This is a genomic window from Myxococcus sp. MISCRS1, assembly GCF_026626605.1.
GTDB lineage: Bacteria > Myxococcota > Myxococcia > Myxococcales > Myxococcaceae > Myxococcus > Myxococcus fulvus.
Genome location: NZ_JAPNKB010000001.1, coordinates 5,296,539 through 5,321,593 on the forward strand (window position 1 = coordinate 5,296,539; position 25,055 = coordinate 5,321,593).

The 25,055-nt window shown below is 69.1% G+C and carries 19 protein-coding genes and 1 pseudogene; 5 read left to right on the top strand and 15 right to left on the bottom strand.

Annotated features, from left to right (window positions below):
• Positions 1-46: 46 nt before the first annotated feature.
• Positions 47-427 carry a helix-turn-helix domain-containing protein gene (locus OWM54_RS20990; RefSeq protein WP_046717224.1) on the bottom strand — a complete coding sequence of 127 codons (381 nt, stop codon included), beginning with the start codon at positions 425-427 and terminating at the stop codon, positions 47-49.
• 186 nt (positions 428-613) lie between these two features.
• The gene (locus OWM54_RS20995; RefSeq protein ID WP_223750921.1) at positions 614-1,144 is read right to left on the bottom strand and encodes a hypothetical protein; all 531 of its coding nucleotides are present in this window, start codon (positions 1,142-1,144) and stop codon (positions 614-616) included.
• A gap of 403 nt (positions 1,145-1,547) precedes the next feature.
• Here OWM54_RS20995 and OWM54_RS21000 point away from each other — a divergent pair, with 403 nt between their 5' ends.
• Positions 1,548-1,739 carry a hypothetical protein gene (locus OWM54_RS21000; protein ID WP_141325115.1) on the top strand — a complete coding sequence of 64 codons (192 nt, stop codon included), beginning with the start codon at positions 1,548-1,550 and terminating at the stop codon, positions 1,737-1,739.
• Between the two features lie 12 nt (positions 1,740-1,751).
• Here OWM54_RS21000 and OWM54_RS21005 read toward each other — a convergent pair whose 3' ends face one another.
• Positions 1,752-2,141, bottom strand: coding sequence for a response regulator (locus tag OWM54_RS21005; protein WP_223750920.1), 390 nt, complete (start codon positions 2,139-2,141; stop codon positions 1,752-1,754).
• 192 nt (positions 2,142-2,333) lie between these two features.
• Between OWM54_RS21005 and egtB the strand changes: the two genes are divergently transcribed.
• Both egtB and egtD read left to right on the top strand, forming a co-directional pair.
• A complete protein-coding gene (gene egtB, locus OWM54_RS21010) occupies positions 2,334-3,677 on the top strand; it encodes an ergothioneine biosynthesis protein EgtB (protein WP_267698622.1) in 1,344 nt (447 codons plus the stop codon).
• 18 nt (positions 3,678-3,695) lie between these two features.
• Positions 3,696-4,718 carry an L-histidine N(alpha)-methyltransferase gene (gene egtD, locus OWM54_RS21015; RefSeq protein WP_223751026.1) on the top strand — a complete coding sequence of 341 codons (1,023 nt, stop codon included), beginning with the start codon at positions 3,696-3,698 and terminating at the stop codon, positions 4,716-4,718.
• Positions 4,719-4,796: 78 nt separating this feature from the next.
• Here the strand turns inward: egtD and OWM54_RS21020 are convergent, their stop codons facing one another.
• The 11 genes from OWM54_RS21020 to mnmG all read right to left on the bottom strand — a co-directional run bounded on the left by OWM54_RS21020 (position 4,797) and on the right by mnmG (position 19,309).
• On the bottom strand, positions 4,797-4,982 hold the full coding sequence (locus OWM54_RS21020) for a hypothetical protein (RefSeq protein WP_223750918.1): 186 nt from the start codon (positions 4,980-4,982) through the stop codon (positions 4,797-4,799).
• 197 nt (positions 4,983-5,179) lie between these two features.
• Positions 5,180-5,647: a CoA-binding protein gene (locus tag OWM54_RS21025; protein WP_223750917.1), complete on the bottom strand. Its 468-nt coding sequence runs from the start codon at positions 5,645-5,647 to the stop codon at positions 5,180-5,182.
• Between the two features lie 360 nt (positions 5,648-6,007).
• Entirely contained in the window at positions 6,008-6,541 is a 534-nt protein-coding gene (locus OWM54_RS21030; RefSeq protein WP_223784195.1) for a hypothetical protein, read from the bottom strand.
• A 3-nt stretch (positions 6,542-6,544) separates the two neighbouring features.
• Positions 6,545-6,991, bottom strand: coding sequence for a bactofilin BacM (gene bacM, locus OWM54_RS21035; RefSeq protein WP_141325120.1), 447 nt, complete (start codon positions 6,989-6,991; stop codon positions 6,545-6,547).
• A 3-nt stretch (positions 6,992-6,994) separates the two neighbouring features.
• Positions 6,995-7,888: a ParB/RepB/Spo0J family partition protein gene (locus OWM54_RS21040; RefSeq protein WP_141325121.1), complete on the bottom strand. Its 894-nt coding sequence runs from the start codon at positions 7,886-7,888 to the stop codon at positions 6,995-6,997.
• Between the two features lie 93 nt (positions 7,889-7,981).
• Positions 7,982-8,785 (bottom strand): ParA family protein, encoded by an 804-nt coding sequence (locus tag OWM54_RS21045; RefSeq protein ID WP_046718730.1) that lies wholly within the window; start codon positions 8,783-8,785, stop codon positions 7,982-7,984.
• Positions 8,786-9,078: 293 nt separating this feature from the next.
• Entirely contained in the window at positions 9,079-9,399 is a 321-nt protein-coding gene (locus tag OWM54_RS21050; RefSeq protein WP_223750915.1) for a hypothetical protein, read from the bottom strand.
• A 5,411-nt stretch (positions 9,400-14,810) separates the two neighbouring features.
• Positions 14,811-15,197, bottom strand: coding sequence for a VOC family protein (locus OWM54_RS21055; RefSeq protein ID WP_267698623.1), 387 nt, complete (start codon positions 15,195-15,197; stop codon positions 14,811-14,813).
• Positions 15,198-15,438: 241 nt separating this feature from the next.
• Positions 15,439-16,107, bottom strand: a complete 669-nt coding sequence (locus tag OWM54_RS21060) for a hypothetical protein (RefSeq protein WP_267698624.1) — start codon at positions 16,105-16,107, stop codon at positions 15,439-15,441.
• 599 nt (positions 16,108-16,706) lie between these two features.
• Complete coding sequence (gene rsmG / locus OWM54_RS21065; protein ID WP_223749518.1) at positions 16,707-17,360, bottom strand: 16S rRNA (guanine(527)-N(7))-methyltransferase RsmG; 654 nt, start codon at positions 17,358-17,360, stop codon at positions 16,707-16,709.
• A 98-nt stretch (positions 17,361-17,458) separates the two neighbouring features.
• Positions 17,459-19,309, bottom strand: a complete 1,851-nt coding sequence (mnmG, locus tag OWM54_RS21070) for a tRNA uridine-5-carboxymethylaminomethyl(34) synthesis enzyme MnmG (protein ID WP_267698625.1) — start codon at positions 19,307-19,309, stop codon at positions 17,459-17,461.
• An 823-nt stretch (positions 19,310-20,132) separates the two neighbouring features.
• Between mnmG and OWM54_RS21075 the strand changes: the two genes are divergently transcribed.
• Both OWM54_RS21075 and OWM54_RS21080 read left to right on the top strand, forming a co-directional pair.
• Entirely contained in the window at positions 20,133-21,353 is a 1,221-nt protein-coding gene (locus OWM54_RS21075; RefSeq protein ID WP_267698626.1) for a multidrug effflux MFS transporter, read from the top strand.
• 438 nt (positions 21,354-21,791) lie between these two features.
• Positions 21,792-21,947 (top strand): annotated as a pseudogene (locus tag OWM54_RS21080) (ClpX C4-type zinc finger protein); the annotation flags it as partial.
• Between the two features lie 129 nt (positions 21,948-22,076).
• Here the strand turns inward: OWM54_RS21080 and OWM54_RS21085 are convergent.
• Complete coding sequence (locus OWM54_RS21085) at positions 22,077-24,905, bottom strand: M16 family metallopeptidase (RefSeq protein WP_267698627.1); 2,829 nt, start codon at positions 24,903-24,905, stop codon at positions 22,077-22,079.
• Positions 24,906-25,055 lie beyond the last annotated feature (150 nt).

Here is a 25,055-nt window from a genome sequence, read left to right on the forward strand (position 1 = left end):
GGAGGGCGCCGTCACCCACGGCCCCGTGCACCGGGGCCGCGAGGCGTCACTTCTTCTTCTGCTGCATCGCCGAGGCGACCAGGTTCATCAGCTTCAGCTGCACCGGGGACAGCTTGCGCAGGTTGCGCATCAGCCGCCGCATCTCCGGCGTGTCGTCCTCGCGGGCCTTCGCGCCCGACTTGTCCTTCGCGGGAGGCGGCGCCGCCAGGTCATCTCCCAACCCCAGCAGCTGGTGCGGCGGCACGTTGAGCACCACGCACAGTCGCCGCAGGTTCTGCACGCTGGGGAGCATGTGGCCCCGCTCCAGGCGCCCGTACACCTCCGACGCCATGCCGATGCGCTCCGCCACATCCGCCTGCGTCAGTCCCATCCGCACCCGGGCGGCCCTCGCCGCCGCGCCCAGCATGCTCGCCAGTTCTGTGTCCATGCCTGTGTCAGTCGTCCACGAAAGGAGGGGCCGTGCTCCAGGCACCCCGAAGGCCCCTGGATAACCCTGAAGGTCGGGTACTTTCACCATACCTTCAGCGTTTTTTCAAACACGCGCGACGCCTCGCGTCGCACCCGCCCGCGCCTCTGGTGGCACCCATGCCACGCGCTCTGGTGAGCACCCGCCTCACGGCGCCGACGACGGTGTGCTCTCCGCGATGTCCATCAACGCGCGACGCCGCTCCGCCGCCGTGAAGAGCATCGCCAACGGCAGCCCCAGGAAGACGGCGTGCAACACGATTTGGGCGAACTGCGGCACGTCGAGGAACCACGGGTAGTAGCCACGCGCGACGAACTGGAAGTCCACCAGCCACACGCCGATGCCGAACAGCATCCCCACCGCGGCCTGGAACTCCCAACGCCCGCGTCCATCCGGCGGCAGCATCGCGTCCAGGAACGAGTAGAACAGCCCGACGATGGCGGACACCGTCAGGTGCATCCCCACGCCCAGCATCACCAACGTCCCCAGCGGGTAGTCCTCGCCGAAGGCCCGTGGCCCCAACACCACGCTCGCGGACATGCGCACCGGCCGCCATGGGCTGTCACCCGAGGCCAGGGCCATCACCACCTCCGCGAGCGCCAGCACCACGCCCGCGGCCACTCCGAACAGCAGCCCGTTCGTGGCAGACCAGGGGGTGTACCGCCTCCGTGCCGCCATTTGGCTTCTCCTTGTCCGGGGCCGCTGTCCGCCCCTTGTGTCAACCTGAGCACGTTCGCCATCCACGGGCAGCCAGCGCACGGCGACGGCTCGGGATGTCGCCTCCCCCTCGGGCACGCGGACGGCGCTCCAGGGCGGCCCTGGCGCTCGCCCCGCCCCCGCCTGGACTCGCGAGCCCACGCCCGCTCGCCACCTGTCGTTTCTTCCGTCTCCCAGGGCGTTGTTCGGTAACTCCTTCAGGCTCAAACCACCTCCCCCGCACCCATGCTCCGAGTCCCAGGCGACATCGCGTGGGCACGGCATTGGCATAGGGCCCTGGTCGATGCCCGCGCAGCTTCGCCAGCGTCCGCAAGGACCTCATCGGATCCACTACTCGCCCCAAGCGTGGCGAGAGGTGGGCCGTATGAGCGCGGAGGCCTTCGGCGAGCTCCAGGGCGCGCTGGAGCGGCTGGGGGACGCGTCCGTCAGGGGGCCGTTGCCGGAGGGCGGCGGAGCGGGGCGCCACCGGCTCTCACGCCACGGGCTGGTGCTGGGCTACGCGTGGGAGGACCGCTCGCGCACGCTGACGCTCTTGTCGCTGGAGCGTGAGCCGTGAGCGCGGCCGGGCTCACGCGGCGATGGGCAGCATGCTCCGCACCGCGTCCAGCAGCTCCTCCACGGAGAAGGGCTTTCGCAACAGGCTGTTGGCCCCCGGGGGGATGTCCGTCGTCACCGCGGTGAGCACCATCACCGGCACGTTGCGCAGCCTGGCGATGGCCTTGCGCCGCTCGAGGAACTCGTGTCCGTTCATCTCCGGCATCATCAGGTCGAGCAGGATGAGGCTCGGCACGTAGCGCACGTCCGTCAGCTCCTCCATCGCCTCGCGGCCGTTGCAGGCCACGGTGACGTCGTAGCCCTCGCCCTCGAGGATTTCCGCGATGGCGGCCCGGATGTCGTCCTCGTCCTCCACGACGAGCACGGTGCGGTGCTTCGCAGCACTGGACATGGCACGCAGCATAGGGGCCCCCTCCCCCTCGCGGCGACCGGGGGTCCTGTACGACGCGGGGATAGTGGACAGAACTGCGCGCGGCCCGCGGGGAGGCCAGACGCCCCGCGTGCTCCAGAAACGTACATTCCAGCACGGGGGACTCGGGCCCTGGGGGCCTGGGACTTACCTCCTCGCCCAGGCACTCCCTAGGTTGAGTCCGCCATGTCCCGCACGATGGGCCGCTCGACGACAGCACCGACAGGGGATGGAACGAGGCCGGCGTGGAAGGCGCGCGCGTGGGCGCAGCTGGAGGCCGCGCGCGCGCGGGTGCTGCGCATGCTCGCCGGGCTGCCCGAGCGGGTGTTGATGAACCAGCACTCGCCGCTGATGTCGCCGCTCATCTGGGACGTCGCGCACGTGGCCAACTACGAGGAGCAGTGGCTCTTGCGCGCGCTCGGGGCCCCGGCCCTGACGGACCCGGCCTTCGACACCATCTACGACGCCTTCCGGCATCCCAGGAGCACGCGCTCCACGCTCCCGCTGCTCCCTCCCGAGTCCGCCTTCGCCTACGCCGCGCGCGTGCGCGAGGCCGTGCGCGCGCACCTGTCCGAGCACGTCCCCGAGGACGGCGACACGCCGCTGCTCGCCGGGGGCTACGTCTTCGGCATGGTGGCGCAGCACGAACAGCAGCACGCGGAGACGCTCGCGGCCACGCTCCAGTTGATGACGGAGGTGGAGTACCGCCTGCCGCCGGTGCCCGCGCGCCCCGCGCCCGCGCCTGTCTCGCGACACCCCGTGCTCATCTCCGGCGGCGTCGCGCGGCTGGGCAGCACCCACCCGTGGGCCTTCGACAACGAGCGCCCCGTGCACACCCGCGAGGTGCGCCCCTTCTTGCTGGACGCGCACCCCGTCACCAACGGCGAGTACCAGGCCTTCATCGAGGACGGTGGCTACGCCGAGCCGCGCTGGTGGCACCCGAAGGGCTGGGACTTCGTGCGCGCGGAGGCGCTCGCCCATCCGCAGTTCTGGCTGCCACAACAGGCGGGACGCTGGCTGCGCAGGCGCTTCGGTCAGGTGGAGCCGCTGCCCCCGGACGACCCCGTGCAGCACGTGTGCTGGTACGAAGCGGATGCGTACGCGCGCTGGGCCGGCAAGCGCCTGCCCACGGAGTCCGAGTGGGAGCGCGCCGCGCACGGCGCCTGCGACGTGGCACGCGAGCACCCGTGGGGTGACGCACCTCCCACGGCCGCGCACGCCAACCTGGGCGGAGACACGTGGGGCCCGTTGCCGGTGGGCAGCCACCCCGAGGGCGTGAGCGCCGAGGGGGTCTGGGGCCTGCTGGGCGACGTGTGGGAATGGACGGCGAGCGACTTCCAGCCCTACGCGGGCTTCGGCGCGTTCCCGTATCGCGAGTACTCGGAGGTGTTCTTCGGCGAGGACTACAAGGTGCTGCGAGGAGGAGCGTGGGCGAGCGCACCGGTGGCGGTCCGCAACGGATTCCGCAACTGGGACTACCCCATCCGCCGGCAGATTTTCGCCGGCTTTCGTTGTGCGTCAGAGGCGTGAGGAGAGGCGATGAGCTCGATGGTGGAGGCGGTGGAGACGACGACGCTCGAGGAGAAGCCGAACGGCTTTCCCGGGGTGAAGGTGGAGGTCTACGTGAGGCCGGGGGACGCCCGGCGCGCGCTCAAGCAGGAGGTGCTCGAGGGGCTGTGCAACACGCCCAAGGAGCTGTCGCCGAAGTGGCTCTATGACGAGCGCGGCAGCCAGCTCTTCGACGACATCACCCGCCTGCCGGAGTACTACCCCACGCGGCGCGAGCGCGAAATCCTGCTCGCCCACGCCGGGGACGTGGCGCGGCTGAGCGGCGCGACGACGCTCATCGAGCTGGGCAGCGGCACCAGCGAGAAGACGCGCCTCTTGCTGGACGCGATGGAGGAGGCGGGGCAGCTGTCGCGCTTCGTGCCCTTCGACGTGAGCGAGTCCTTCCTGCGCCGCGCGGCGGGGACGCTGGCGCGCGAGTACCCGGGCATCAGCGTGCACGCGGTGGTGGGCGACTTCGAGCACCACCTCAACCGGCTGCCCCAGGGCGGACGGCGGCTGGTGGCCTTCCTCGGAGGCACCATCGGCAACCTGAAGCCCGCGCAGCGCGCGCGCTTCCTCGCGGAGCTGTCCTCGGGCCTGCGCCCCGGTGACGGCCTCTTGCTGGGCACCGACCTCATCAAGGACCGCGAGCGGCTGTACGCCGCGTACAACGACAGCGCGGGCGTGACGGCGGAGTTCAACCGCAACGTGCTGCGCGTGCTCAACCGCGAGCTGGGCGCGGACTTCGACCCGAACGGGTTCGAGCACTTCGCGCCCTTCGACGAGCACAACCGCTGGGTGGAGATGCGCCTGGTGTCGCGGCGCGAGCAGACCGTGTGGATGCAGTCGCTCAAGCGCCGCGTGGACTTCGCCGCGGGCGAGGTGCTGCGCACGGAGGTCAGCTGCAAGTTCGAACAGCACCGCGTGGAGGCGGAGCTGGACGCGGCCGGGCTGGGACTTGCCGCGTGGTGGACGGACGAGGCGGGTGACTTCGCCCTGTCGCTCGCGCTCAAGCGCGGCTGAGACGTCCGGACTCGGACTCGGGCCTGGGGTCGGGTGTCACCCGGCCCTCGGGCCCGAGGGCTTCAAACACCGGAGCGACTAGCGGCGCGGGTTGCGACGCGAGGAGACGCGCACGGGCACGGGCTGCGCCACGGGGCGCGTCCACGCGTACCAGAGCGCGGCCAGCACGGTGACGGCCAGCCCGCTCGCGGCGAACAGCCGCTCACCCACGGGGCTGAGGTCCACGGTGGCAAGGTGGAGGGGGAGCATTCCGGTGAACGACATGCGGGGACTCCTTGCTGGGCGCTGCGTGGAGGTCCTGGGATGGGTCGGGGTGTTCACCCACCACGGGCCGGGGTAACGACAAGGTTAAGGACTCGCGACGGAATGGGGAAGTCCCCACTCCATCCTTCCATAATGCGTGGGACGCTTGGCGCTCGCGGAATGTTCAGGACCGCGCCACGCCTGCTTGCTTCCGGGCGTCACGCCGGACTCGCCCCGGACAGCTCCCGCTCCTGGGACAGCCGCGCCAGCTCCACCTTCATGCACCGGTCCTGCACCACGCGGATGCCCGCGCGCGCGAGCTTTTCGGCCGCGGCGTCATTGCGGATGCCCAGCTGGAACCACACCGCGTGCGGCTTCTTGGCGAGCAGGTCCGCCACGTGCGCGTCGATGTCCTCCGGGCGACGGAACACCTGCACCAGGTCCACCTGTCCGGGGATGTCCGCGACCGCGCGGTACACGGGCCGCCCGAGGATGGGCTCCGTCTCGCCGTGCACGGGCACGGGCACGATGTCGTAGCCGTGCTTCTGCAGGTACGCGGGCACCGAGTGCGCGGGCTTGTGCGCGTGGCTCTCCGGGCGGATGCCCAGCACCGCCACCCGTCGGGAGCGCGTGAGCACGTCCCGGACGCCCGCGTCGTCCTCGATGAGATTCGCTCTCCAGTCCATGACCACCTCCACCACGAGCCGCCGTGCATCGGAGCCGCTTCCGGGTGGCAACAGCCCACCCGCGAGGTCCCAGTCCCAGCGACAGACGCGCGGACGCGCGCCGCGTTGCGCTCGTGGGGGGTGCGAGTGGAACGGGGCCTTCCTGCCCGCTTGCTCGAAGGGGCGAGCGCAGTCTCCGCCCGCGTCGTGCGGCTCGCACCGAGGGAGATGTTCCACGAGGAGCAGCGGCAGTGCGTCGAAGGGCGCGTCCCGAGGAGCCAGCGTCTCGCGCCCACCCACCGAGGCATGACGCCGCGTGGGCGGAAGACTCGCGGTGATGAGCGGGACATCGCGCCCGGGGGGCCCGGTGCGCCGTGAGGCTCAGCGCGGCTGCGCCGCCTGGACCTCGATTTCGCGGCACGCCTCGGTGGCCAGCCGCACATCCTCCGGCGTGGCCCCCGGCAGCGTCGCGCAGAGGAACAGGTCATTGCCCACGCGGCGCGCGCCGAACAGCGCGGGCGCCGCGGCGCCGACGCCACCGTCACCCTGCTTGGGCGCCAGCGTCACGCGGAGCAGCGCGTAGGTGTCCTTCTCCTCTTCCTGGTCGAGGGACACCTCGAAGTTCTTCGACTCCGCGCGCACCCGGTCGGCCAGGTCCTCCACGGAGGGCATCTCCTCGCCCTTGCCGCGTCGCAGGTCCACCCGGAGCACCGGGCGGCCAGGAGGGCCCGCCTGGAAGCTGTCATCGGGAGCGACCTGCGCGGACCAGCCCTCCGGCAGCGGCACCTTCACGCCCGAGCGCGAGGTCTGCTCCGGGGAGGACGCGTCGGGGGAGTCCTTCCCCCCGTCGCAGCCCTTGCACCCGGACAGCAGCGCCAGCACCACGCCGGACGCGATGTGCCTGGCGCGCCGCACCGGCTACTTCTTCTCGCCGCCAGGAGGAGGAGGACGGGTGTTGCCGCCCAGGTTCTCCATCTTCAGCGAGCCCTCGAAGATGACGCCCCGGTCCATCGACAGGGACGGCGTCTCCAGGTTGCCCTTCACGCGGCCGGGCGTCTTGAGCTCGATGATCTGCGTCGCCTTCACGTTGCCTTCGACCTGTCCGTTGATGATGACGGTGCCGGCCTGGATTTCGGCCTGGACCTTGGCGCCATCACCGATGACGAGCACGTCCTTGGTGATGATCTGCCCCTGGAACTTCCCGTCGATACGGACCTGCCCCTCGAAGGTGAGCTTCCCCTCGAACTCGCTTCCCTTGCCCAGAAGCGTATGGACCTCACCAGAGCGCTGCGACACGGATTCCTCCTCCCGCTTGAACAAGGGCCTGCTGGGTGCTTCGTCTTTCTTCCCGCCAAGGAGCGCCACGCGCTACTCCTTCCTGAGCAGCTTCAACAGCCGGTCCAGGTCATCGTAGGAGAAGAAGTCCACCTCGATGGTGCCCTTTCCCGGGCTTCGTTCGGTCAACCGGACCTTCGTCCCCAATCGACGTTGGAGCTCCTCCACCAGGGACTTCACCTGCGGGCTCTGCTTCGGCGGCGTCTTGCCCGCATCCTTCTTGCCGTTGGAGCGACTCTGCTGGACCAGCCGCTCCGTGTCACGCACGGACAGCTTCTTCTCGGCCACCTGCCTGGCCAGGTTCTGCAGCTCCGGCAGCCGGGGCACGCCCAACAGCGCGCGCGCGTGTCCCATGCTCAGCGAGCCGTCGGCCACCATGCCCTTGACGTCCGCGGGCAGGGCCAACAGGCGCAGGGCGTTGGCCACCGTGGAGCGCTCCTTGCCCACGCGCTGGCTGATCTGCTCCTGCGTCAGCTTGAACTCGTCGGTGAGGCGCTTGTAGCCCTCCGCCTCTTCAATCGGGTTGAGGTCCGCGCGCTGGAGGTTCTCGACCAGGGCCAGCTCGAAGGCCTGGACCTCCGTCACCTCCTTGACGATGGCGGGGACCTCCTTGAGGCCCGCGGCCTGGGACGCGCGCCAGCGGCGCTCACCCGCGATGATGCGGTAGCCGTCCTGGTCCTTGCGCACGAGGATGGGCTGGATGACGCCCTGCACGCGGATGGACTCGGTGAGCTCCTTGAGCTTCTCCTCGTCGAAGTGATGGCGGGGCTGGTCCTTGTCCCGGTGGATGGACTCAATCGGGAGCTTGAGGACGCCCGCCTTGAGCGCGGCCTGCTCGGCGGCCTTGCCGCCACCGGGAGCGGCCTGGGGGATGAGCGCGGAGAGGCCGCGACCGAGAGCGCGTTTCTGCGTGTCTGCTTTCACCAAGACATGACTCCGGCGCCGTGAGTCGACTCACGGCGGGCATGGGCGGCGCGAGCGGACCGGGCGTGACGGTGGCGCACGACGCGCGGCAAGATTTCAGGCCACCCGACGACGAGGCGCCTGACGGGGGGACTTGGGGGTGTCGCGCTTCATCAACTCGCGGCCGAGCGCCAGGTAGCTCTCGCAGCCCTTCGACTTGATGTCATAGAGGATGATGGGCTTGCCGAAGGACGGGCACTCGGACAGGCGCACGTTGCGCGGGACGACGACCTGGAAGACCTGGTCCTTGAAGTAGCCGCGCACCTCTTCCACCACCTGGTGGGCGATGTTGGCGCGCGCGTCGAACATGGTGAGCAGGATGCCCTCCATCTTCAGGTCCGGGTTGAGGCCCTGCTTCACCAGGTCGATGGTGTGCGTCAGCTGGGAGAGGCCCTCGAGCGCGTAGTACTCGCACTGCAGCGGGATGAGGACGGAGTCCGCGGCGGACAGCGCGTTGAGGGTGAGCAGCCCGAGCGAGGGCGGGCAGTCGATGATGATGTAGTCGAACTCGGCGGCGAGCGGACGCAGGGCGTCGCGCAGGCGGAACTCGCGGTTCTCCTGGCCGACGAGCTCCACCTCGGCGCCGGTGAGGTCGGGCGTGGCGGGGACGACCTGGAGGTAGCGCAGCTCGGTGGGGTGGAACAGCTCCTTCATGGGACGACCGTTGAGGAGCGCGTCGTAGATGGTGCCGTGGAGCTTGTCCTGCTTGAGGCCCAGGCCGCTGCCGGCGTTGCCCTGCGGGTCCATGTCCACCAGGAGCGTGCGGCGCTCGGCGGAGGCCAGGCTCGCGGCCAGGTTGATGGCGGTGGTCGTCTTGCCCACGCCGCCCTTCTGATTGGAGATGCAGATGATTCGACCCACGAGCCCCATCCTCTCTCATGCCCGGCGAGAGCCAGGCGCCGTGCGTGATGCGGTGCACGGTTGCACGCTGATCCCGCTGCTAACATGCGCCTCGGTGTCGGATCAAATTCGCGGCGCACGTTGCGCGAACGCTTCATCCGAGGGCCTGCCAGCCTTCCAAACGGCCTGATTCCGAAGACTTGGAAGAGCCGTCTTCATGCTGGAGAACCCGGCGAGCGGTGCCCTGGCATCCTGGGTCCACGGTGCCGCAACGGGCTCGCTCGGATGCCCTCCTTATAAGGAGGCGCGTGCGGCTACCTGAGGCGGGTGCGTTCGCGTTGGAGCTCGGCGCGCAGGCGCGTGATTTCGTCGAGCAGGTGCCGTACGTCGTCCGTGGCCTGGGTCCACAGGTGCAGGGTTCCATCGAGGCCGACGACATCGAGCGCGTCCATCGCGGCGACGTAGGACTCGGACAGCTTGGGGTCGTGGTCGCGGAGCGTGCGAGCTGAGTCCTCCATGTCGGCGAGGACTTCTTCGCGCGACGCGGCGGGGAGTGACCGCCAGCTCTCGATGAGCAGCGCGGACTTCCATCGCTTGGAGATGTCGGACAGCGTCGCGTCGTCGTGGGGCGGCATGGGGTCTTCCTTCCTTCCGGAGCGGGTGGCCGCGCGTGGACGCGGGGACGGGAGGAGTCCGGACACGAGGTTCCGCGTGGAGCGTGGGTGGGTGTTTCCGTCACGCGAACCGGGCGGGCGTTCCACGCGGAACACGATGACCTTTCGGCGCGCACCTCGAGCACCTCCTGAACGAGGGCCTGGCCTCATCACGTGAACAGCGCAGCGTGGCTCTTGAGGGGAGTTCATGTGAGGTTCGACGAAGCCCGCGGCCGGCTTCTCGAGCTGCGTCTCACCGACGCGGCGCCACGAGGATCCGCCTTCGCGACGTCCACCCGCGTTTCAGACCGATGTCGTGACAGGTCGCGCAGACCTCGGTGAGGCCCGTCCCCGCGAAGCTCGGTTCGGCGCATCGACGTGAGCTCACGCCGCTTCGGACCGAGGCCGCGCGATGGACGGCTGAGCCTTGATGCTCCGCATCCGGGCTCCACATGGAGCAGGAGCTGGGTTCCATCGACTTCGTGCGGCTTCGAGTTGCGGTCGCGTCCCGCCTGGTCTGGACCTCAGTGTCGCATCCGAGCTCCACCTGGACCCGAGGCCGACGGGAATCGACTTCTCGCGGCTCCCCACCGAGGCCCGGTCGCGTGTGGCTGGACCTTCCTGTCCCTCATCCAGGTTCTACGAGGACCGACCGCCCATCGCCCTCCCCCTGGTTCGCGCTGATGCCGCATCCGAACCACCGGCCTGCATCACCTCATCCACGTTCACGCGGAACGGGGACCCGCATCTATCGACTCCTCCTCGCCGCCACGCATCGACGCCGTGTCACCGCTGGCGTGGACCGTCATGCGCCCCATCCACGGGAAGCAGGGACTGACCTCTATCGACGTCTCGCGACTTCGCGGCGATGCGGCATCCGAACCCGAGCCCTGCATCGCGAGCATCCGTGCTCCACCTGGCACAGGGACTGGCCTCCGCTGACTTTTCACAGCTTCGCGGTGATGCGCCCCTGAACGCCCAGACATCTGAACGTCCAGACATCTGGACCTGTGCCGCGCGCATCCACGCTTCACCTGGAACCGGGCTGGCCATCCATCGGCCCCCATCACCACTTCGCGCCGATGCCGTTCGGTCACCGCGCGCCTTCATGTCCCGCCTCCACGTTCCACGTGGAACGGCCAGACCACCTGTTGGCGTGTCGTGCCGCGCATCACCGCTGCGACGTCGTCATCCGCTCACCTCGCGGTGCGCATCCGGGTTCCACGAGGCACACGTCCCAGCATCGCCAGCTTCTGGCGTGCTGCTGGTCGGGGCGTGCGCGGACTCATCCCGTGGCGTTCCACGTGGAACATGGTTCGGACTTCCGCTGCTTCGCGAACCACTTCGCGCCGATGCCACACCACGCCCGCGACAGCTTCGCGACGTCCCTGCGTGTTCCACGTGGAACGGTGGAGTCGCATCGGCGCCTTCTCGTCAGCCTCTTCGCCGCGTTCGAGCAGGACATGCCTGGGGGTCTCCGCTCCGCGCTCCGCGTGGACCACGACACGGTCCTCCACGGTCAACCCAGGTGACGGCCTGCGCGTGCACCACCTTGTGACGCTCATCCACGCGGAACACGGCACAACCCTCCACGCGCGAGCCCAACTGGCGGCATGCCTGAGCACGCCTTTTCGATGCCCATGCGCGTTCCACGTGGAACGGTGGAGTCGTCATCGAAGCCTTCATCGATGGGGTGGCTTGCTCGGTCCGACCGGACGGCATCCATCCCGCGTTCCACGTGGAACATGGTTCGACCCTTCATGGCTCGAACCCAGGTGGCACCTGTGCGAGCACCCGCTCGCGATGCGCATCCACGTTCCACGTGGAACACGAACAGGTCCCCACCTGCCGTCCCCATCGCGCCACATCGATGGGTGCCTGAGCGCGCCCATGCTGGCCATCCACGTTCCACCTGGAACACGAACAGGCGTCCACCTGCTTCTCGTGATGAGCGCGCACCCGCCGGCTTGAGCCCATCCACGTTCCACGTGGAACACGAACAGGCGCCCACCTGCTTCTCGTGATGATCGCGCACGTACCCGCTCGCGGGAACTCATCCACGTTCCACGTGGAACACGAACAGGCACCCACCTGCCTCTCGTGATGCTCCACATGATGAGCGTGCACGCACCCGCTGGCTGAAGCTCACCCTCGTTCCACGTGGAACACGAGCCAGCGTCCACCTGCTTCCCGCGCCTCTTCACATCGATACGGGCAGCACCTGCGGAGCCTCTCCACGTTCCACGTGGAACACGAACAAGGCCTCCGCCTGCTTCTCGTGATGACCGCGCGTCCCGCTGGCTGAGCCCATCCTCGTTCCACGTGGAACACGAACCAGCATCGGCCTGCTTCCCAGTACCTCTTCACATCGGTACGGGCGGCACCTGTGGAGCCACGCCACGTTCCACGTGGAACACGTGGGGTCGCCGCATCCGTCTTCGAGCTTCGTGGCGGTGCGACCTCGGACCCGATGCCACCTTCTCCGGCGCATCCACGTTCCACGTGGAACTGGCATCGCCTTCACAGGTCTCCATCCACGTGCACCTTTCGCCGTTCCTCGCGTGGCCGCGCCTCACTCAACCGTGGGCCCGGACGAAACCCCTGCCCTTCTTCCTGGTTCGTGCTGGAGCCTCGGCAGTGACTCGCACCTTCATGGCCTGCCTCCACGTTCCACGTGGAACGGCCAACTCGTCGGCTTCCTTCATCGGGCTTCTGCGCGGTGCTCATCCACGTTCCACGTGGAACACGACATGGCCTGGCGCGGGACCGCTCCACCTCATGGCGACAAGGCGAGAGGAGTGCGCGCGCGCCACATGCGGGTGCGCGTTCCACGTGGAACACGGCATGGCCTTGGTGTGGACCGCTTCCGTTTCATGGCTGCGCGACCAGCGCGACGACGGCACGCGCCGCATGCGGGTGCGCGTTCCACGTGGAACACGGCATCGCCTGGTGCGGACCGCTTCACCTCATGGCTGCGCGACCAGCGCGACGACGGCACGCGCCGCATGCGGGTGTGCGTTCCACGTGGAACACGGCATCGCCTGGTGCGGACCGCTTCACCTCATGGCTGCGCGACCAGCGCGACGACGGCACGCGCCGCATGTGGATGTGCGGTTCGAACTGGAACACGGCGTGGCCTCGATGCGGACGTCTCCACCTTCGTGGCGGTGAGACCCGCGAAGCGCCGGCACACGCCGCATGCAACTGCACGGTTCCACGTGGAGCAGGCCATGGCCCTGGGCGGAACTCTTCACCTCCGTGACAGTGAGGCCCACGAGGCGCCGTCACACGCCACATGCGGATGCACGATTCCACGTGGAACAGGACGTGGCCTCGGGGCTGAGCTCTTCACCTTCGTGGCGGTGACGCCGCTGGCACACGCCACATGTGGATGCACGGTTCCACGTGGAACAGGACGTAGCCCCGCGGCGGAGTTCTTCAACTTCGTGGCGGTGAGACCCGCGAGGCGCCGGCACACGCCACATGTGGATGCACGGTTCCACGTGGAACAGGACATGGGCTCGGTGCGGACGTCTCCACCTTCGTGGCGGTGAGGTCGCTGGCACACGCCACAGGCGATGCGCCGTTCCGCATGGACCACGGCCTCGGCGCGGACCTCTTCACCTTCGCGGCTTCGGGGTCAGCGATGCGCCGGCACACGCCGCATGCGGATGCGCGTTCCATGTGGAACGCCACGCGGTCCCCGGATGCCCATCGGCCTGCGTCACTTCCAGCGTGGTGAAGGCACGAGGACTGACTTCTGCTGCCCGGCCCCTTTCACGAGGAAGTTCGTCGACCTTGTCGCCCATCGAATCGATGGGCATCGCGAAGGTGTCGACCTCCCTCAACCGAGGCCCACCTGCATGGCCGCATCGCGTTCCACGTGGAACGCCTCGTGGTCATCGGCGGACTGCTCGACCTGCTTCGTATCCATCCGGTGGTGGCCTGAGTCTTCGTTGCGGTGTCTACGCCTCCCGCGAAGACGGCCATCCACTCGCCGCACCCTCTTCCGGTTGAGCGCATCGTGATGGTGGGGACAACCACCGGCCACAGGTCGCTGCTGCCCGTTCCGCAGTCGCGGACCGAGTCGAACGCGAACTGGCATCGGCCCACTTCTCGAATCGTCACCGAAGGCACTGACGGCGCGCCTCCGCTTCATGGACCGTGGTCCCGCTCCACGTGCAGAGAGGCCTCGCATCCACCGACCGCAGTCCCGGACCCGACGCATGGGACCCGGCGGTCTCCACACCAGGTCAGCGACTCGGTCCGCATCCGCGTTCCTCACACGTGGCAACCCGCTCTTCGAATCGCTGCACGAAAGCGTGGGTGGCACTGTCCGGAGGCGACTCGGTCCTCATGTTCGGCGACCCGTCATCAGACGGCGCTTCGAACCGCTGCGAGCAAGCAAGGGTGCCGTCGTTCGGGCCCGCAGTACTGCCAGTTGGAGCAGGGCCCGGCTCGCACGGCTGCTCGTCGACTCTCCGCTGCGACATGGCCCCCATGCGACAGACCGAATCCCTCATCGGTTGGCTGAAGGCACGGCCGTATCAGCTCGAAGGGTTGAGGCATCCCGCGCAGCCGAAGCTCGCTCACACGCGTTGCACCTGGCCACAACCCGTCGGCTTCAACCCTGCTCCGGATGCAGTGGTGCAATCGAGCCCTGGGCCGTCTCCACCGAGTCGTCGTGCTCGCTGCGCGCAGTTCCTCCATCCCTCCGCTGCTGACTGCTCCACCCCGCCGGGGAGCATCGACTCATGCATGAGTCAGTGGCCAGCGCGCTCACCTCTGGGGGGACCTCATCGAGTACCTCGCGCGGCGGTGTTCCAGCCACTGTCTCGAAGGGCGCGGATTGGCGGGACCTCACCGCGGCTGCACAGCAAGCACTGGCTGACGAAGTCTTCACCGCCATCTTCGAGGCTTCATCCCAGACCACCTCATCGATAAGGCTCTTGCGACCCTGTCGACCTCTCGGCAACGCGAAGTCAGGCAACGCTCGCATGCTCTCGACGCGTGCCGTTCGACGTCGCACCCGGCGCACCGCACCCCACCGAATCCAACGGAGCGGATGCACGCACGCACCCCGTGTTGGACTCCGAGCAAGGCACTGCCTGGCGCTTCGGAGCACAGGCTGGCGCGTGCGTCGATGCAGCGAACCGTGGGCTCCTCGCATGTGCACCGATTCACTTCGGAGAGCGCTCGTCACCTCGGCTGCCCGGCTTCAACACGCGTTCTCATCCTCACGGAGACGATGCGCGTCCAAGCCGCGCTCACCCGGGTGCGTGGAGCGCACGAATACCTCACGCGGCATCGACTCACGCACGTTCGCGAACACCTGCGCTGGAGCCGCATCCACGCGAGCAGTGACGCCTCACCGAGCCGACGCATGCACCGCACTACCGCGTCCACTCACCTTGATAGAGCACCACGCGGTACCCATCCGGGTCCTCGAAGGTCATCCCATTCACGTCCCAATAGGGATTGTGTGAGCGCACCGGTTCGAAGCCCGCTTGCACCATGCGCTTCACCCTCGCCTTCCACTCGTCCCGCTGTGGCACGTAGAAGACCAACAGGTGTTCCTTCGACGGCGCACGCGGAGCCTCGTGGCCTCGCTCCACCGTGAACTCCAGATGGTAGAGCAGTCCGGGACAACCGAGCATCACGCCGTCGAAGCCCGCATGGTCCTCGAAGCCTCCTCGCAGCTCGAAGCCGAGTCCCTCCCGATAGAACCTCACCACGGGCGCGAGACTCCGCGTCGGGCGCGCCACCCTCATCTTGCCCATGTCCATGCCAGCTCCATCCTCTCGTCGAGGACGGCATCCACCCGAGTGACAGCGGTGATGCGCGCACCACGCGCTCGACGAGGTGCGGTCAGCATGGCGCTGTCCGGCATCTCCAGGTTCCCGAACGGCAATGCGATGGCAGGAATCCACCCCATCGTCAGCGCATCACCCGGAAGAACGGCGAGCGAGCCTGACGCCAGACGCTCGCCGTGCACTCGACCCTGAAGGTCCTACCCACGACTCAGAACTTCGGAGGCACGTGCTCCACGAAGTAGGCCTGCTTGTGTCGAGGCTCCGCGTCGTACGCGGTGGCGAGCTCCCGGGCGCGCGTCTCACTGGAGAACACGGCCACCTCCGCGCGATTGCCGTGCTCATCCTGTCGGACCACGGCCCAACCCTCACGCGGACGCGGCGGAGGAACCGGCGGTGTTCCACGCGCCTCCACCGCGTACCACTGCTTGTGCGCCCGCGCTTCCAACCTGCGCGCCAGGCACTCGGCATGACTTCGCTGGCCCATCACACAGACATCATGGCGATTGCCCGTGTCGTCCTGCCGGTACACCGCCCAGCCGTCCTTGGCGCGAGGCTCGTCGGCATCCAATCGCCACACCACCTCACCCCGCCACCAGTCGAGGTGCGCGAGCGCATGGTCCAGTTCGTCCTCTCGCGCGATGACTTGGAAGAAGTTCTTCACTTCCAGGTATGCGACGACGAACTTGAAGCCACAGTCCGCGCGCCAACCCCAATAACGAGTGGGTCCCCAGCCGTCGCCATCCGCATCCCGCTGATGCGCGGGCCCCCAGCGTCGCTCGAAGTCCGCGAGCGGGACTTCCGCGGCGGCGACAATGAAACGATTCGAGGGCTCGTCATCGCCCCACACCACGGGGCGGTCCGTCGGAAGCGGCTTCATCCAGGACACCTCCACCTCGGACCTAACGTCGACATCCACGGTCTTCACTCACTCCGGCGACGACCGCTGAAACCTCACAACAGTTGCTCGAATGAGCCCTCGGTCCACCCCAATCCATCGCAACTCGATGACCGTTGTCCGAGGCGCCCACTCACGCACACGACTCAGGAGAAGGGCCTCACAACCCCTCCCCTCCCCCACCGTGCTCAGGGGTTCAGCGCCTTCCACTTCCTGGTGGGTTCCACGAGCAACGAGGCCCGGACTCGGTGTCGAGCGCGGGGCCCTCGAGCGCCCGTTGGATGGCGCGCTCGAAGACCTTCATCCGCCGGGAGATATCCATCTTCCAGGACGTCGCAGGTCGAGGAGCGCGGCCCGCATCTTCCGGGACGCATGGTGACAACCCCGCGTCACCGAAGCGACTCCCAGCTCCGCGGGTGGATGGGCAAACTCATCGCTGCCGTCGCGAAGACAGTGTCGACGACATCTCCGTGGCACGCGATGTAACCGGCCAACGTGACGTTCGTCGTGAGCCCCCCTACCGTGTCGAGGACGAGCGGGAAGCGGCTCACTCAAGAGGGAGCCTTCTCCCCTCCCCTGCCCTACCGCCGCGCGAACACCGCGACCTGACGCTCGGCGCCGGAGAACGGCAGCCGGTATGCACGGGCGGACACCACGCGCAGCTCGCGCTCCTCGGCGCGCGCCGCCAGCTCCGCGTCCGTCTGCGCCTTGCCGAGCATCGCCACCACGCGCCCGCCCTCCGCCACATACGCGGGCGCCAATCCCAACCAATCCGGCAGGTCCATGAACGCGCGGGCAATCAGCAGCTCCGCGCGAGGGATGCCCTCCGTCTCCGGCTGTCCCTCCGCGCGCGCATGCAGCCCGCGCACGCCCTGCAACCGCAGGCTCGCCGCCGCCGCCTTGATGAACGCGACCTTCTTGCCCACCGTGTCCACCAGCGTCACGCCGAGCGACGGCAGCGCAATCTTCAACGGCAGTCCCGGGAAGCCCGCACCTGCGCCCAAATCCAACAGCGACGCCGCGCCCGTCACCTCCGGCAGCACCGCCAGCGAGTCCAGGAAGTGCTTCTCCAGCACCTCCTCCGGCGCGGTAATCGCCGTCAGGTTCACCTTGGCGTTCCACTTGAGCAGCTCCGCCATCAGCTGCTGCAACCGGGGCCCCACGTCCTGCCCCACCGACACGCCCAGCGCCTGGCAACCGGATGCCAGCAGATCGTCGAACCGCGTGTTATCCACAGCCCCTCCACAGCCGGCGGAGTCTCAACCCCCCGGAATCATTCAGGGGATTTTCATCCCCAAAGTTTCCCACACGTTATCCACACCCCCAGTCCTGATCACTCCAGGGGGTGTCCGTCCCCGCCGCCCGAGGGCCCCGAGACGCGCTTGAGCGCCACCAGCAGCAGGGACACCGCGGTGGGTGTCAGCCCTGGAATCCTCCGGGCCTGCCCTACCGTCGAGGGCCGGTGCGAGGCCAGCTTCTCCGCCGCCTCCTTGCTGAGCCCCCGCACCTCGCCGAAGCGGAAGCCCTCCGGAATCCGCCACCGGTCCGTGGCCTCCGACTCGCGCGCCGCCGCCCGCGCGGCCTGGGCGATGTAGCCCTCGTACTTCACCTCCACCTCCACCTCCTCGGCCACGTCCTCCCCCACCGAGGGCCAGTCCGCCCTCCCCTCCCCCAGCGCCAGGTACGTCACCTCGGGCCGCTTCAGCCTCGCCGCCAGGCCCGTGCGCTTGAGCCGGGTGACCTCCTCCGTCACCGCGCGCTGCCGCGCCTCGGCCCGCTCCAGCGCCTCGCGCGGCAACAACCCCACGCGGTGCCCGTGACGCGCCAGCCGCAGGTCCGCGTTGCCCTCGCGCAGCTTGAGCCGGTGCTCGGAGCGGCTGGTGAACATGCGGAACGGCTCGTCCACGCCCTTGGTCACCAGGTCATCCACCAGCACCGCGCCGTGCGCCTCGTCGCGGCCGAGCACGAGCGCCGGCTCGCCCTTCACCCGCAGCGCCGCGTTGAGCCCCGCCCACAGGCCCTGGAAGGCGGCCTCCTCGTAGCCGGAGGTGCCGTTGAGCTGCCCCGCGAAGTACAGGCCCGCGACGGACTTGGTCTCCAGCGTGGGGTGCAGCTGCGTGGGCGGCGAGTAGTCGTACTCCACCGCGTAGCCGAAGCGCACGACCTCCACCTTCTCCAGCCCGGGGATGGTGCGCAGGAAGTCGAGCTGCACGTCCGCGGGCAGGCTGGTGGACAGCCCCGCCGGGTACACGAGCGGGGAGTCCGGCCCCTCGGGCTCGAGGAACACCTGGTGCCGCTGGCGGTCCGCGAAGCGCACCACCTTGTCCTCCAGCGACGGGCAGTAGCGCGGGCCCCGGCCGACAATCTCCCCCTGGTACAGCGGCGAGCGGTGCAGGTTGTCGCGCAGCACCCGATGCGTCTCGAGCGTCGTCTGCGTCATGCCGCACGTCACCTCGCGCTGACGTGGGAACGGCACTCCGGAGGCCTGCTCCACGCGCGTGCGCCAGGAGAACGGGCGCGGCGGGAAGTCACCGGGCTGCGGCTCCACGCGGTCCCAGTCGATGCTCGCGCGAGCGAGCCTGGCCGGCGTCCCCGTCTTGAAGCGGCCCAGCGTGAAGCCCAGGCCGCGCAGCGAATCCGACAGGCCCTTGGCCGCGTCATCCCCGAGCCGTCCGCCGACCTCCTTCTTCTCGCCCACGTGCATCAGCGCCTGGAGGAACGTGCCCGTGGTGAGCACCACCGCGGACGCGGCCACGTCGGTGCCGTCGCCCATCCGCACGCCCGTCACCCGGCCACCCTCCGTCACCAGCGCGGAGACCTCTCCCTCGCGCACGGTCAGGTTCGGGGTGTGGAAGAGGACGTCCTGCATCAGCGCGGCGTACTGCTCGCGGTCGCAGAGGATGCGCGTGGCCTGGACCGCGGGGCCCTTGGAGGCGTTGAGTATCTTGAAGTGCGTGCCGGCCAGGTCCGCCACGCGGCCCATCTGTCCGCCGAGCGCGTCCAGCTCGCGCACCAGGTGGCCCTTGGCGGTGCCGCCCACGGCGGGGTTGCAGCTCATCACCGCGGAGCGCTCGCGCTTCAGGGTGACTGCCAGCGTCGAGAGGCCCAGCCGCGCGCACGCGAGCGCCGCCTCGCTGCCGGCATGGCCCAGGCCCACCACGATGACGTCGTACCGGAGTCCCATCGCTCACGAGGGTCGCCGGAGGGCCACCGGGCCTGACCGGGCCCGAGCATTCCGTCATGGCGCCCCGAGCACCCTGGCTCCGGGCGCGCCGCGACCGTGCGTGTCCGTATGTCTCCGGCGGACGCCCTTGGCAAGCAAAGGGAAGGTTTACGGGAGCGCGCGAGGCGGGCAGTGGGAGGGGTTGAGGAGCTGCCTGCCTCGCGCGCACCGGCCATCCTCCGTGAGGTTCAGTCCCGTACGACGGGCTTCCCCCCTCGGCCTGGATGGCGAATCCAAGAATGTCGGGCGGGCCTCCTCTCGGCACGCCGGTCCTGCTGCCAAAGCGCCTCGCGTCCCCGCGCGGTCGCTCCAAGTCCCCCTCTTCACGAGGCGGGCCCATGCCCCCTCGGTGGTTCGTCGCCCCTACTGGCGTCGCACACACGGAGGGCGGGCCTTGGCCGTGCGGTGAGGGCGCTACGGAGAGCTCGAGTCTCTTGGGAGGCCCTGCTCCCCCGTGTGCGCGACGGGGATATGAATAACCGGAGGGTCTGACATGCCGGCTTCCGCCGGGCGGGGCTCCTGGGGGTGGAGGTGGGAGGCGGGCGCTTCCCCGGAAGCCGGCCCTTGGGAGGCTGGGATTGTTCGCGGCGGGGAACACACCGTTGACGGTGGGGAGTGCTGGTCAGCCGACGTCCACGCCGCTATCCACACCGCTCACGATGAAGCCGCTCCGAAGTCCTCCCCGACACGTCGTCCCCCGCGCCGCGCGCGAGCGACCGTGCGAGGCCCGGAGCCCCGATGGACGCGCACGCCCCACGAGGGCGCGCCTCACGCTCGAGTTGGCATGAACCCGCTCACCAAGAAGTCGCCCCCTTCGGGCACGCTGTCGATGGAGCTGCTGCTGGGGACGCTCACCGCGTTCGCGCCGCTGTCCATCGACATGTACCTGCCGGCGCTGCCGCGCATCGCGGAGGACCTGCACTCGTCGGCCTCGGTCATCCAGCTCACGCTCGCCTCGTGCTTCGCGGGGCTGGCGCTGGGGCAGCTCTTCACGGGGCCGCTCATCGACCGATTCGGGCGCACGCGGCCCTTGTACGTGGGGCTGGCGGTGTACGTGCTGGGCTCGCTGGGCTGTGCGCTCGCGCCCTCGGCGACGGCGTTGGTGGCGATGCGCTTCTTCCAGGCGTTGGGTGGGGCGGTGGCGCTGGTGGCACCGCGCGCGGTGGTGCGCGACCTGTGGTCCGGCGCGGACGCGGCGCGGACGATGTCGCGGTTGATGTTGGTGGTGGGCGTGGCGCCGGTGCTCGCGCCGCTGTTGGGAGGGCTGGTGCTCCAGTACACGAGCTGGCGCGCCATCTTCGTGTTGCTGGCGGGCATCGGCGTGGTGGCGCTGGTGGCCACGATGCGGGTGTTGCCTGAGACGGCGCCCGCGCACTCGGGGCCGCGCAGCGTGCGCTCGCAGTTGGGGGCACTCTTGAAGGACGCGGACTTCGTCGGCCCGGCGCTCGCGGGCGGCTTCGCGTACGCGGGGATGTTCGCGTACATCGCCGGGTCGCCCTTCGTGTTCATCACGCTGCATGGTGTTCCGGAGCAGGACTTTGGTTGGTTCTTCGGCGCCAACGCGGTGGGGCTGGTGGCCATGGCGCAGCTCAATCGCAAGCTGCTCGGCGTCATCCCGTTGCACCGGATGCTGCGTCTGGCATTGACGTGGTGCTGGCTCACGGCGCTGGTCGTCCTCGCCGTGACGTGGAGCGGGGCAGGAGGCCTGTGGGGACTGGCGGCGGCGCTGTTCCTGTTCGTCCCGACGATTGGCCTGGTGGGACCCAACTCGGTGGCCATCGCGCTGGAGCGGCATGCCGCGCACGCGGGGCTCGCGTCCGCGCTCCTGGGCGCGCTCCAGTTCGCCGCGGCGGCCACGGCGTCGTGGGCGGTGAGCGCGCTCGATGACGGCACCGCGCGTCCCATGGGCGGGGTGCTGGCGGCGGCGGCGACGCTCGCGTGGCTGTGCGCGTTCCTGCGGCACCGCTCGGGCGCGGCGAAGCCCGAGCCCACCGTGGCGGCGTGAGCCCGTAGCCCGCACGGGACACGGGCCGCCCGAGAGAAAGCCTCACCTGAAAAGGCTAACGTCGCGTGTGGACCGCCGGGTTCCCGCACCGACGTGGGTCCGCTCCTCCATCCGCCTCGCGGGAAGAGGTGCCAGTTCATGGACAAGAAGGACAGGCTCGACCGCTCGTGTCTGCCGGAGGGCGTCTCATTCGACCGCAAGGAGGGGCTCTATGCGGTGCTCGGTCCGGAGGACCGGGTGGTGCATCTGGGAATCTACGAGGACGGGCAACGCAAGCCCGGGACCTGGGCCCTGGATGTGGCACCGGATGGGAGCTGGGCCCGCGTGGAGAGGAACACGGTCCACGAATGGGACCGCTCCGCTCCGGGCCTTCCCTATGACGAGGAGAAGTCACTGGCGGCCTGGGGTGTTCCGTGGCTCCGCACCATCGCCAGCGAAATGCAGGGACCGCGTCCCGGCATCAACCTCCAATGCTCGTTCTGCGAGAAGTACTTCCGCGAGGTGAGGCATCTCATCGCGGGCATCAACGTGAAGATCTGCGACGAGTGCGTGGGCCTGTGCAACGACATCATCCAGAAGGAGAAGCAAGACGCCTCGAAATAGGACGGTGTCGAGGTCCGACTCCACGCCGTTCCTGATTCACGCCACGCGGACATGAAAAACCCCGAGGCGCCGTGCTGGCACCTCGGGGCGGGTGACGCGAGAGAGCGCGTCGTCAGGTCATCACTGCGCGACCGGGACCTTGGCCTTCTTCTCCGCGCCGACGAAGTCACCGGACTTCACCTGGGTGACCTTGGTCCAGTCCACGTGGCGCGCCATGGCCTGGCGCACGTCCTCCGGCTTGAGCTTCGCGAGCTTCTGCTCCAGCTCCGCGTCGAACGCGAGCGTGCGGCCCAGGTACAGGTAGCTGGCGAGCCTGCGTGCCAGGCCCCCGTCCTGCGCGCGTCCCGCCTGACGGTACTCGAGCAGACCCGCGCGGGCCTTCTCGAGCTCCTCGGCGGAGTAGCCCTTCTGCAGCGCGCTGGTCACCTCTTCACGCATGGCCAGCTCCAGCCGCGACGCGTTCTCCGGCGCGTAGATGGCGTACGTGATGAACGTGCCCACCGCGTCGATGTCACCGGGGTTCAGGCTGCTGGCGACGCCGTAGGACAGGCCATCCTTCTGACGGATGCGCGTGGCCAGCCGCGAGTTGAGGAAGCCGCCGCCCAGCACGAAGTTGCCGAGCATGAGCGCGGGCCAGTCCTCGTCCTGGTCACGCAGTTGCAGCGTCTGTCCCGCGTAGTAGTACGCGTTCGCCTTGTCCGGCGTCTCCAGGACCAGGGCCTTGGCGCCCACGTCGTTGAACACCTCCGGCACGCGCTGGTACTGCGTGGGGCTCTTCCAGCCGCCGAAGAGCTTGCTCGCGACGCCCGTCAGCTCCTTCGGCTCGAAGTCACCCACCACGGCCAGCTCCGCGTTGGAGCCGCCATAGAACTGCTTGTGGAAGGCGCGCGCCTGCTCGAGCGTGGTGTTCTTCGCGCCCGCGATGCGCTCGTCGAGCGTGGGCACGTAGTACGGGTGGCCCTTCGGGTAGTGGCCCGACAGCGTGCGCCAGAAGGCGATGCTGCCCTGGGTCTCCGGCTCGCTGCGCTGGGCCTCCAGGTCCGCCAGGCGCTCCTGCTTGAGCAGCGCGAACTCCTTCGCGTCGAACGCGGGCTGGCGCAGCACCTCCGCCACCAGCTCCAGCACCTTGGGGAGGCTGGCGCGCGGGCACTCGATGTTGGCCGTGGCTCCGGACAGGCCACCGTCCACGCTCACGCGGGCCTTGAGCTTGTCGAGCTCGTCCTGCAGCTGCGAGCGCGTGCGCTTCTGGGTGCCGCGCATCAGCATGCGGCCCGTGTACGCCGCCGCGTCCGCCTTGCCGCGCAAGCTGGCCTCGGTGCCCCAGTGGAAGGACAGCGACGCGTTCACCATCTCGCCGCGCGTCTTCTTGGAGAGCAGCGCGTACTTCATGCCGCCGGGCAATTCACCGCGCTGCACGCGCGCCTCCACGTTGGCGGGGGAGGGGTCGAACGCCTCGCCCTGCGTCACGGCGGCGCGGCCCTTGTAGCCCTCCAGCACCTTCGCCAGGTCCACCGGCGCCGGCATCTCCGAGCGATCCGGCTTCGCCGTCGGCACGAACGAGCCCATCGTCCGGTTGGAGGACTTGAGGTACGTGGTGGCGACGCGGGTGACGTCCTCGGGCTTCACCGCCTCGATGCGGTCGCGGTGCAGGAACATCAGGCGCCAGTCGCCGGTGGCGGCCCACTCGGACAGGCCGATGGCGGCGCGCTCGGAGTTGTTGAGCGTCAGCTCCATGATTTTGAGGAGCGTCGTCTTCGCGCGGGTGACCTCCTCCTCGGTGAAGGGCTTGCGAGCGGCCTCCTCCACATTCTTGATGAGCGCCTCGCGCGCGGGGCCCAACGGCTGGCCTTCGCGCAGCTCCGCGCTGAAGCCGATGACGCCCGGGTCGCGGAACTGGAGGTTGTACGCGGACACCTTCGCGACCTTTTTGCCCTCCACCAGCGACTTGTAGAGCCGGCCCGAGGGGTTGTGCCCCATGGCGAGCGTCAGCACGTCGATGGCCGCGAAGTCCGGGTGGGCGCCCTCGGGTACGTGGTACACGCTGGCGAGCATGGGGTTGTCGCCCACGCGGCGCAGCGTCACCTCGCGCTCGCCGTCCTGGGTGGGCTCGGCGGTGTACGTGGCGGGCACGGGCTCGGCGGGCTTCTTCAGCTTGCCGAAGGTGTCCTGGATGTAGCCCAGCGCCTTGGCCTCGTCGAAGCGGCCGGCGACGACGAGCAGCGCGTTATCCGGGCGGTAGTACTTCCGGTAGAAGGCCTGGAGCCGGTCGATGGGGACGTTCTCCAAATCCGAGCGCGCGCCGATGGTCGACTTGCCGTAGCTGTGCCAGATGTACGCGGCGCTGAGCACGCGCTCCTGGAGGATGCTGCCCGGGTCGTTCTCACCGGACTCGAACTCGTTGCGGACGACCGTCATCTCGCTGTCGAGGTCCTTCTTCGCGATGAAGCTGTTGACCATGCGGTCGGCTTCGAACGAGAGCGCCCACTGGAGGTTCTCGTCGGTGGCGGGCAGGGTCTCGAAGTAGTTGGTGCGGTCCAGCCACGTGGTGCCGTTGGGCCGGGCGCCGCGCTCGGTGAGCGCCTGGGGCACGTTCTTCGTGGTGGGCGTGCCCTTGAACAGCAGGTGCTCGAGCAGGTGCGCCATGCCCGTCTCGCCGTAGCCCTCGTGCTTGCTGCCCACGAAGTACGTCACGTTCACGGTGACGTTGGGCTTGGTCGGGTCGGGGAAGAGCAGCACGCGCAGGCCGTTGGGCAGGCGGTACTCGGTGATGCCCTCCACGCTCGTCACGGGAGAGAGCGAGCCGGCCTTGGGGGCGGGGGCAGCGGCCTTCGCGGCGGGGGCGGGGGCCTTGGCGGCGGAAGGGGAGGGGGCAGGGGCTTGGGCCCAGACGGGCTGGCTGGCCACCAGCATCAGGGGCGCCAACAGGGAAAGCGGGGTACGACGCTTCATGCGGTCCTCGCGGGTCTTCAGGAAGTGCACGGCGCTTCTAACCCGGCACACCCCCTCCGCCATCCCGGAAGCCAGCACTTCCTCCAGGAAGGCGTCCTCGGTGTGACAGGCGAGGGGGCGCGCTCCGGGGGTTCGCGGCGGGTTCGTCGC

Excerpts from the sequence above, each read along its gene's own strand:
- OWM54_RS21025 (WP_223750917.1), bottom strand. The coding sequence starts at position 5,647 with ATGGACTGGAGAGCGAATCTCATCGAGGACGACGCGGGCGTCCGGGAC.
- OWM54_RS20990 (WP_046717224.1), bottom strand. The coding sequence starts at position 427 with ATGGACACAGAACTGGCGAGCATGCTGGGCGCGGCGGCGAGGGCCGCC.
- egtD (WP_223751026.1), top strand. The coding sequence starts at position 3,696 with ATGGTGGAGGCGGTGGAGACGACGACGCTCGAGGAGAAGCCGAACGGC.
- OWM54_RS21005 (WP_223750920.1), bottom strand. The coding sequence starts at position 2,141 with ATGCTGCGTGCCATGTCCAGTGCTGCGAAGCACCGCACCGTGCTCGTC.
- OWM54_RS21055 (WP_267698623.1), bottom strand. The coding sequence starts at position 15,197 with ATGGGCAAGATGAGGGTGGCGCGCCCGACGCGGAGTCTCGCGCCCGTG.
- mnmG (WP_267698625.1), bottom strand. The coding sequence starts at position 19,309 with ATGGGACTCCGGTACGACGTCATCGTGGTGGGCCTGGGCCATGCCGGC.
- OWM54_RS21060 (WP_267698624.1), bottom strand. The coding sequence starts at position 16,107 with ATGAAGCCGCTTCCGACGGACCGCCCCGTGGTGTGGGGCGATGACGAG.
- OWM54_RS21000 (WP_141325115.1), top strand. The coding sequence starts at position 1,548 with ATGAGCGCGGAGGCCTTCGGCGAGCTCCAGGGCGCGCTGGAGCGGCTG.
- OWM54_RS21075 (WP_267698626.1), top strand. The coding sequence starts at position 20,133 with ATGAACCCGCTCACCAAGAAGTCGCCCCCTTCGGGCACGCTGTCGATG.
- OWM54_RS21085 (WP_267698627.1), bottom strand. The coding sequence starts at position 24,905 with ATGAAGCGTCGTACCCCGCTTTCCCTGTTGGCGCCCCTGATGCTGGTG.
- OWM54_RS21050 (WP_223750915.1), bottom strand. The coding sequence starts at position 9,399 with ATGCCGCCCCACGACGACGCGACGCTGTCCGACATCTCCAAGCGATGG.
- OWM54_RS21020 (WP_223750918.1), bottom strand. The coding sequence starts at position 4,982 with ATGTCGTTCACCGGAATGCTCCCCCTCCACCTTGCCACCGTGGACCTC.
- OWM54_RS20995 (WP_223750921.1), bottom strand. The coding sequence starts at position 1,144 with ATGGCGGCACGGAGGCGGTACACCCCCTGGTCTGCCACGAACGGGCTG.
- egtB (WP_267698622.1), top strand. The coding sequence starts at position 2,334 with ATGTCCCGCACGATGGGCCGCTCGACGACAGCACCGACAGGGGATGGA.